General features: G+C 31.1%; 9 protein-coding genes. 5 read left to right on the top strand and 4 right to left on the bottom strand.

Annotated features, from left to right (window positions below):
- Both WBG30_RS11985 and WBG30_RS11980 read right to left on the bottom strand, forming a co-directional pair.
- The coding region (locus tag WBG30_RS11985; RefSeq protein WP_424504894.1) for an ABC transporter substrate-binding protein at window positions 1-438 on the bottom strand (438 nt) is incomplete at its 3' end.
- Between the two features lie 352 nt (window positions 439-790).
- The gene (locus WBG30_RS11980; RefSeq protein ID WP_424504893.1) at window positions 791-1,171 is read right to left on the bottom strand and encodes a RidA family protein; all 381 of its coding nucleotides are present in this window, start codon (window positions 1,169-1,171) and stop codon (window positions 791-793) included.
- A gap of 300 nt (window positions 1,172-1,471) precedes the next feature.
- Here WBG30_RS11980 and WBG30_RS11975 point away from each other — a divergent pair, with 300 nt between their 5' ends.
- The 5 genes from WBG30_RS11975 (at window position 1,472) to WBG30_RS11955 (ending at window position 4,805) form a co-directional block, all read left to right on the top strand.
- Complete coding sequence (locus WBG30_RS11975; RefSeq protein WP_424504892.1) at window positions 1,472-2,146, top strand: hypothetical protein; 675 nt, start codon at window positions 1,472-1,474, stop codon at window positions 2,144-2,146.
- 69 nt (window positions 2,147-2,215) lie between these two features.
- Window positions 2,216-2,437 carry a 4Fe-4S dicluster domain-containing protein gene (locus tag WBG30_RS11970; RefSeq protein ID WP_424504891.1) on the top strand — a complete coding sequence of 74 codons (222 nt, stop codon included), beginning with the start codon at window positions 2,216-2,218 and terminating at the stop codon, window positions 2,435-2,437.
- Window positions 2,438-2,455: 18 nt separating this feature from the next.
- Window positions 2,456-3,517 (top strand): 3-methyl-2-oxobutanoate dehydrogenase subunit VorB, encoded by a 1,062-nt coding sequence (locus WBG30_RS11965; protein ID WP_424504890.1) that lies wholly within the window; start codon window positions 2,456-2,458, stop codon window positions 3,515-3,517.
- Window positions 3,517-4,266: a thiamine pyrophosphate-dependent enzyme gene (locus WBG30_RS11960; protein ID WP_424504889.1), complete on the top strand. Its 750-nt coding sequence runs from the start codon at window positions 3,517-3,519 to the stop codon at window positions 4,264-4,266. Before WBG30_RS11965 ends, WBG30_RS11960 begins: the two co-directional genes overlap by 1 nt.
- Complete coding sequence (locus WBG30_RS11955) at window positions 4,266-4,805, top strand: 2-oxoacid:acceptor oxidoreductase family protein (RefSeq protein ID WP_424504888.1); 540 nt, start codon at window positions 4,266-4,268, stop codon at window positions 4,803-4,805. Before WBG30_RS11960 ends, WBG30_RS11955 begins: the two co-directional genes overlap by 1 nt.
- A gap of 97 nt (window positions 4,806-4,902) precedes the next feature.
- On the opposite strand, the gene WBG30_RS11950 is transcribed toward WBG30_RS11955, so the two are convergent.
- The gene (locus tag WBG30_RS11950) at window positions 4,903-6,903 is read right to left on the bottom strand and encodes an LTA synthase family protein (protein ID WP_424504887.1); all 2,001 of its coding nucleotides are present in this window, start codon (window positions 6,901-6,903) and stop codon (window positions 4,903-4,905) included.
- 24 nt (window positions 6,904-6,927) lie between these two features.
- On the bottom strand, window positions 6,928-7,608 hold the full coding sequence (locus WBG30_RS11945; protein ID WP_424504886.1) for a lipopolysaccharide core heptose(II) kinase RfaY: 681 nt from the start codon (window positions 7,606-7,608) through the stop codon (window positions 6,928-6,930).
- Window positions 7,609-7,664: the final 56 nt, after the last annotated feature.

Raw genomic sequence — 7,664 nt, 5'->3', positions numbered from 1 at the left:
TATAGATCCTGTATTAGGGTCCAATGTTCTTATCATTCCATAGACATAATCTTCGGCTGTTACAGTTTGACCATCCTCCCATTTCATATCTCTAATTTTAAATGTATATACTAATTTATCTTCTGATACTGTCCAAGATTCAGCTCCTGCTGGAGCTATCTTTTCTCCCCCATTTTCATCTACTGATGTTGTAACTAATGGTTCTGTTATTTTTATTAAAATTTGAGAAGAATAACTATCTGTTCCCTTAGATGGATCTAGCGTTTTAGGTTCAGCTTGTATAAATAAGTTAATTTCTTGATTTTTATCTATTTTTCCAGATTGTTCTGCTTGAGTTCCAGTTCCCTCTGCTACTCCTACCGCTTCCTTCTCCGATCCTCCACAGCCTGTGAATAATAAAGTGGCCAATACTCCAAATATTAATAATTTTTTTTTCATTCTTTCCTCCCTTATTTTATTTTTATAACATACTTATACTAATATAATACTTCTTTTTCTTTTCTTTTTAAAATTTAATTTTTATTTTAAATATATTTTCATACTATTTTAAGCTTTTTTTAGCCAAAAGTACTAATAAAAAATTCTAAATACCAAAAAATATTTAACATAAAATTAGAATTTTATTAGAAAAAAATAAGTTTTTTCTAATAAATAGTCTTGTTTTGAGTTATATATCTTTCATTTACCTACAATATTATGTATATATTAAATATCAATTAGTTTTTTTAGTTTTATATAATAAAAAATAGAAGAACCTAAAAGTCCTCCTAAATTCTATAATATATCCAAATTATTTTACTGCAATTACTTCTATCTCAATTTTAACATCTTTTGGTAATCTAGCCACTTCTACACAAGCTCTAGCAGGTTTTGTATCTGTAAAGTATTGTGCATAGATCTCGTTTATTTTTCCAAAGTCGTTCATATCTTTAATGAAAACTCCAGCCTTTACAACATCAGCTAAAGAGTATCCAGCTTCAGTAAGAATAGCCTTTATATTTTCTAGTGATTGTTTCGTTTGCTCTTGTACATCTTCAGATACTAATTCCATTGTAGCAGGTACAAATGGGATTTGTCCTGAAACATATAATGTTCCATTTACTTCTACCGCTTGTGAATATGGCCCTAATGCTGCTGGTGCATTGTCTGTATGAATATATCTTTTTGACATGATCTTACCTCCGTTTTTTATTTATAATATTACTATTTTAATTATACAATTTTTAAATTTTATGTCAACAAAAATAAAATAAAAATATTTGTTCATTTTTTTGGTACAAATATCTGTATTTTAGAAAAATTCTTTATAAATACAAGGCTACATATATGTATATACCGTATGTTATCTAAACATTACATTCCATTTCAATTCTAATTAGATCAAAAAAGCTTTTTTTCTATTGACTTTTCAATCATTTCTAAAGTATAATTAATTATATGTACTAAAAATATAGTAACTTAGGAGTGCAAAATGCTAAAAGATAATAGAATCAGAATTATTTGTGGACACTACGGAAGTGGAAAAACCGAATTTGCAATCAACTATTCTTTGGCTCTTAAGGCATCTCAAGACAAAGTTGCCATCGCTGATATGGATGTAGTTAATCCCTATTTTAGAAGTAGGGAAAAAGCGGAATTTTTGAAAAAACAAGGTATAAAAGTTATATATAGTTCTCTAAATGGAACAGCTCTAGACTTACCTGCGATTAGTGGAGAAGTAGAAACATTAATAGTAGGTAACGAATGGAATTTAATTTTAGATGTAGGAGGAGACAATGTAGGAGCTAGAGCTTTAGCTTCTCAAACTAAAGATATCAGATCTGATGATTATGACATGTTTTTCATTATTAATGCATATAGACCTGAAACACAAAATGCTGAAGATGTTATCTCACACCTACAGTCTATCGAAAAAACTACTGGAATTAAAGTTACTGGATTAGTAAACAATACTCATATGATGAAACAAACTACACTGGCAGATGTTTTATTTGGTCAAAAAATTTCTGAGGAAGTTTCAAAAAAATTGAATCTCCCGATTAAATATATATCATGTATTAAGGAAGTAGAAAAACAACTACCTCAAGAATTAAAAGATATCTGTATCACAACGTCTCTAGTAATGAGAGAAAATTGGATGAGTTAAAAAAGTAAGTTAAACGTAAAGGTAGCGTCTCATATCTACCCCGTATAAATACAAATTAGGAGGTTTAGAATGGCAAAAGGAATTGTTAGTTTTAATCAAGATCGTTGCAAAGGTTGTCAACTATGTGTATCTGTCTGTCCAGTTAAAATAATTGAATTAGATAGAACTATTACAAACTCAAAGGGGTATAACCCAGCTCACGTGAGTGAAGCAAATAAAGATAAATGTATCGGTTGTGCTCAATGTGGTCTTATGTGTCCAGATTCTGTTATCACAGTTGAAAGAAATTAATAAAGGAGGACTAAAATAATGTCTAAAGTACTTATGAAAGGTAACGAAGCAGTCGGTGCTGCCGCTATTAAAGCTGGATGTAAATATTTCTTCGGTTATCCTATCACACCACAAAATGAAATTCCAGAATATATGTCTAAAAAACTTCCTGAAGTTGGAGGAGAATTTGTTCAAGCTGAATCTGAGGTAGCTGCTATAAATATGGTTTACGGTGCTGCAGGATCTGGAGCAAGAGTAATGACTTCATCTTCTTCACCTGGTATGGCACTTAAGCAAGAAGGAATCTCTTACTTAGCTGGAGCAGAATTACCAGCAGTTATAGTAAACATGATGAGAGGAGGTCCTGGTCTAGGAGGGATTCAACCTGCTCAATCTGACTACTTTATGTCTGTTAAAGGCGGAGGTAATGGTGACTATTTCATGCCAGTATATGCCCCTGCATCTATTCAAGAAACAGTTGACTTAATTCAAGAAGCTTTTGACGTAGCTGATCAATACAGAACTCCAGTTATGGTCATAGCTGATGGAATGATCGGTCAAATGATGGAACCAGTTGAATTTAAAGATATTCCTAAAAGAAAATTAGAAGAAAAAACATGGGCAACTAACGGAACTAAAGAAGAGAGAAAACCTAATGTTATCAACTCCCTATTCTTAGATGCTCACGACTTAGAAAATCATATTCTTAGATTAGAAGAAAAATTTAACTTAATAGAAGAAAAAGAATGTAGATGGGAAGAATATAAACTAGAAGGTGCTGAAATAGTAATTGCAGCTTACGGAACTACTGCTAGAATAGTCAAAAATGCTATTGATACCTTAGAGAAAGATGGAATTAAAGTTGGACTAATCAGACCAATTACACTGTGGCCATTCCCTAAGAAAGCTTTTGACCATATTGATTCTACTACAACTAATGTATTAACAGTTGAAATGAGTAGAGGACAAATGATCGAAGACGTTAGATTATCTTTAAATGGTAAATTACCTACTGCATTCTTCGGAAGAACTGGTGGAGTTATTCCAACTCCTGCTGGCGTTGTAGAAGCAGTTAAGAAACTTGTTGGAGGTGCTAAATAATGGCAGTTGTTTTTAAAGGAACAAAAGGACTTACAGACGTAAAATCTCATTACTGTCCTGGATGTACCCACGGAATCGTTCATAGATTGGTTGGAGAAGTTTTAGAAGAATTAGGAGTATTAGGGGAAACTATCGGTGTTGCACCAGTTGGATGTTCTGTACTTGCATATAAATATTTCAATTGTGACGTTCAACAAGCTGCTCATGGAAGAGCTCCTGCTGTAGCTACTGGAATAAAAAGAGTTCAACCTAATAAAGTAGTATTTACTTATCAAGGTGATGGCGATTTGGCTTCTATTGGTACTGCTGAAATTGTGCATGCTGCTGCTAGAGGAGAAAATTTTACAACTATATTTATCAACAATGCTATCTATGGAATGACTGGCGGACAAATGGCTCCTACTACTTTAGTTGGTCAAAAAGCTACTACAGCTCCATTAGGAAGAGATCCTAAAAAAGCGGGAATGCCAATTAGAATATCTGAAATGTTAGCTACTTTAGATGGAGCTAAATTCGTTGAGAGATCTACAGTCCATAACCCTGCCGGTGTTAGAAAAACTAAAGCTGCAATAAAAAAAGCTTTTGAGATGCAAATAAATGGTGATGGTTTTGGAATCATAGAAGTATTATCTACTTGTCCTACAAACTGGGGAATGACTCCTGTGGATTCATTAAAATGGTTAGAAGAAAACATGATTCCATATTACCCATTAGGTAATATTAGAACTCCTGAAGGAGGGGATAAATAATGAATGAGAAAGTAATCGCTGCTGGATTTGGTGGACAAGGTGTAATGTCTTTAGGTCAATTATTAGCATATGCTGGAATGATAGAAGAGAAACAAGTTTCATGGTTACCATCTTACGGTCCTGAAATGAGAGGAGGAACTGCTAACTGTGGTGTTATCGTCTCTGATGGTCTTATTGGATCACCTGTAGTTGTAGGAGATGCCACATGTTTAATCGCTATGAACAAACCTTCTTTAGATAAATTTGAAGTGGATGTAATTTCTGGGGGGAAAATACTTATAAACTCATCTTTAATCAAGGATAAAACCACTAGAACTGATATAGATGCTTTCTATATCGATGCAAATACAATTGCTGAATCTTGTGGAACTGTTAAAGCCGCTAACATGGTTATGTTGGGAGCTTTCTTAGAACTTACTAAAACTGTAGCTCAAGATAGTGTTTTACAAGCTTTTGTAAAAGTTTTCGGAGAAAATAAAGCTAAATTTGTTCCTATGAATAGAGAAGCTTTAAATAAAGGTGCAGAAGCAGTAAAATAAACTTTTTTAGATATAATTCAATTTAAAAGGAATCGAGAACTTATAGTTCTCGATTCCTTTTTTTATAACCTACAATTTCTTCTTTTTTAAACTATTTTTAATGACTTTTTAAATCTTTTAACGACATATCATCATCTACATCTGCAAAACTTCTTTTCCTTATCATAATTTCTGATAATTGGAGATGTAATTTTATGAAATCCTCCATCTTTTCTATATCATTTTCTTTTCCTTTAGAATCTAAATTTTTTAATGTTTTTCTATCTTTAAGAGAAAAATTCCTTCCATTTTTTTCATAGTAATAGTCTTTATACATAATCACTGCTTTTTCAAATTGCTTAGGAGATTTTGTATACGCCATCCTCTCGCCATCTTTTGCATTAAGTATATCCTTTCCCCACGATGCATTCTTATAGGAACCACCTAAATAACCCATAACAGTCGGTAAAATATCTACCTGTGATCCTATACTGTCTATTTTTTGTGGTTTTAATGATCCATCTGGCGTATATAAAAGTAATGGAATATTATTATGCATTCCGTTAATTTCATGATCTGATACAATCACAAAAAGTGTATCCATATACCATGGTTCATCCTTGATACTTTCAAAAAACTCCTCAAAAGCTGTGTCCATATATCTATAAGCATTATACCTCATCATAAGGGAATCATCAGTTCCAGCATTTCGATCTCTTGAACCATATTTTTTTGTATACTCATCTAATTTATCATATTCCTTTGGTATCTCAAATGGACTATGATTGGATATAGTCAGTATCTCTGCAAAAAATGGTTCCTTTAATTTTTTTATTTCTTTAGCGCTTCTATCAAACAATACTGTATCTGGCGCACCCCAATGATATTTAGAAGTTATTCCCTTAGGAAAATCTTTTTCCCCAATGAAATTATCCATTCCATTAGTCAATAAAACTCCTTGCATATTATCAAAATTTAATCTAGATCCGTGATAAAAATTAGTATTATAACCTCTGTCTTTTAATATTCTAGGTAACCCATAAAATGGCTTTTGTACAGCTGGGTCACGCATCAGATCCCTTCCTACTTGTACTGGAAAAGATACATTAGTAGATAATACACCATTTCTAGTTCTTGTACCATTTCCATAGAAACTAGTAAATAAAACTCCTTTTTTAGATAATTCACTAAAATAAGGTGCCAAATCAGGATCGTTATGCCCTAGTGCTCCTATATATTGCCCCGATAAACTTTCAGCTATTATTAAAACTACATTTTTATCTTTCAATGGCTTTTTTGTATCTGTAATTCTAAGTAGTGGATTTTGATCACTTAAAAATTTATTATTTTTACTTCCTACTAATTCCCTACTTCTCTTAATCAATTCTTCATTATCAAAAAATTCTAATTTTTTTAAATCTATATTTTTAAATTCTCTCTGTCTATCTATAGAGTGAATCAAAGATAGCATTCCATTTTGTGTCATCTGGTTAGCCAAATTATTCTTAGAAAAAAATCCGTGTTCTACATTTCTAGGTCTATTCTGTAATCCTCTTATCCCAATAAAAACTACTAAAATTAAAAATATAAAACTTAAACTATTCTTTTTTATATTCCCCAACTTATCAGCTAAATAAATTTCTTTTAGATTTTTATAAGATAGACATAAGTTTATTATTGCTAGTATACATATCAATCCATATATCAAAGGTAAATTAAAAATAGCTCCCATATTTCCATAGATCTCACTATCTCCTGCATATTCAAAGATAGATGCGTCTAACTGAGTCTTGAATTCCCTATAATAATAAATATTTCCTGCTGAAAAATATACAGTTATAAATATTAAAATTCCATATATCCCCATAGAAATTTTAAACCAAAGTTTTTTTAACGAGATTACTCTAGATAATAAAAATAATAAAAGTAAAAAAACCATTATAATTCCACCAATAGATGCATCAAATTTTACACCTATATAAAAACTTTTTAAAATTTCATTCCATGTCAAACTACCATCATTATTTACATTTAAAAACCAAATCCTTGTGCAACATAATGTTATTAATATTAAAATATATTGCTTTATAAAACTCTTTAGTATTCCTCTTTTTTTCATTTCGCCCCCTTTTTTATCTATTTCCTAAATTTTTCCCTTTAGTTTTTTTCTTACCCTTCCCCACCAATGAAGTAAACTATTAAAACCTTTTGCTCCCTTATAATAAATATCATTTTTTTCATATTCTACATCTTTAGGACAGCTCTCCTCTAAGTAGATGTATTCATATCTAGCTCCAAACTTTCCATATTTATTTTTAGAAAACTTTGAATCTATAATATATACATGTCTATTATCAATAATAAAATTTACTAACTGAGAGTCTCCATGTAGATAACCTGAGTTATGGATCTTATCCAGTTCATCTTTTATGATCTCTAAATATTTTATCGTTCCAGTTTCGCCAGAAAGATACTCACAGATGAAGTAGGAGTCTACTACAAATCCATATTTTCTTTTCTCAAAAGCTAAGATAGGTTTATATGTTAGTAGTCCTGCTTTATATATTTTTTCTGCCTGTCTGAACTCTCGATAAGATTCCGAACCTCTAAAAATAGAAAGGAACCTTTGCCACTTTCGACTATTTTTTTCCCTAGGAACTTTAAAGACTAATTTCTCTCCTTGAAAAGTAAATAAACTAACCTTACTTCGATTATCATCTTTGAATACTTTCCCTACCTTTACATTTTCTAAATTATCCAATATTTTCAAATATTTTTCATCTCTATAATAAATAGTTATATCATTAATTTTTTTTATTTTCATAAGACCTCTTTTTTTCCTTTACCACGAATTTCCAGTACGGGCAATTAATGTATTGC

This window comes from Psychrilyobacter sp. (genome assembly GCF_049671765.1).
Classification (GTDB): domain Bacteria; phylum Fusobacteriota; class Fusobacteriia; order Fusobacteriales; family Fusobacteriaceae; genus Psychrilyobacter.
Note: the sequence above shows the minus strand (reverse complement) of the source record. Positions and strands in the feature narration are given on the sequence as shown.

Coding starts and splice junctions, on each gene's coding strand:
- WBG30_RS11980 (WP_424504893.1), bottom strand. CDS start 1,171: ATGTCAAAAAGATATATTCATACAGACAATGCACCAGCAGCATTAGGG.
- WBG30_RS11975 (WP_424504892.1), top strand. CDS start 1,472: ATGCTAAAAGATAATAGAATCAGAATTATTTGTGGACACTACGGAAGT.
- WBG30_RS11970 (WP_424504891.1), top strand. CDS start 2,216: ATGGCAAAAGGAATTGTTAGTTTTAATCAAGATCGTTGCAAAGGTTGT.
- WBG30_RS11965 (WP_424504890.1), top strand. CDS start 2,456: ATGTCTAAAGTACTTATGAAAGGTAACGAAGCAGTCGGTGCTGCCGCT.
- WBG30_RS11960 (WP_424504889.1), top strand. CDS start 3,517: ATGGCAGTTGTTTTTAAAGGAACAAAAGGACTTACAGACGTAAAATCT.
- WBG30_RS11955 (WP_424504888.1), top strand. CDS start 4,266: ATGAATGAGAAAGTAATCGCTGCTGGATTTGGTGGACAAGGTGTAATG.
- WBG30_RS11950 (WP_424504887.1), bottom strand. CDS start 6,903: ATGAAAAAAAGAGGAATACTAAAGAGTTTTATAAAGCAATATATTTTA.
- WBG30_RS11945 (WP_424504886.1), bottom strand. CDS start 7,608: ATGAAAATAAAAAAAATTAATGATATAACTATTTATTATAGAGATGAA.